1 protein-coding gene is annotated in these 289 nt (G+C 59.2%); it reads right to left on the reverse strand.

All coding sequences use genetic code 11. From position 1 onward, the window contains the following. Positions 1-83: 83 nt before the first annotated feature. On the reverse strand, positions 84-289 hold a 206-nt coding region (locus KVT32_RS29770), incomplete at its 5' end, for a DapH/DapD/GlmU-related protein (RefSeq protein ID WP_305864285.1).

Here is a 289-nt window from a genome sequence, read left to right on the forward strand (position 1 = left end):
GGTGGATTACCCTGTGATTACCTTATGATTTTGTTGTCAATAAGCTGTCCATATCCGGTCGATTGGCTGTGGACAGCACGACCTCACTTCTTCTTCTTGACCGGGCGGTTCCAGCCTTCGACCGTCATCTGCTTGGGACGCGAGATGGTCAATTTACCGGCCGGCGCGTCCTTCGTGAGCGTGGTGCCGGCGCCCAGCGTTGCGCCCTTGCCGACGGTCACCGGGGCCACCAGCTGGCTGTCGCTGCCGATGAAGGCGTCGTCCTCGATCACGGTGCGGAATTTATTGG

The organism is Achromobacter sp. GbtcB20 (assembly GCF_019091095.1).
Classification (GTDB): Bacteria; Pseudomonadota; Gammaproteobacteria; order Burkholderiales; family Burkholderiaceae_B; genus Achromobacter; species Achromobacter mucicolens.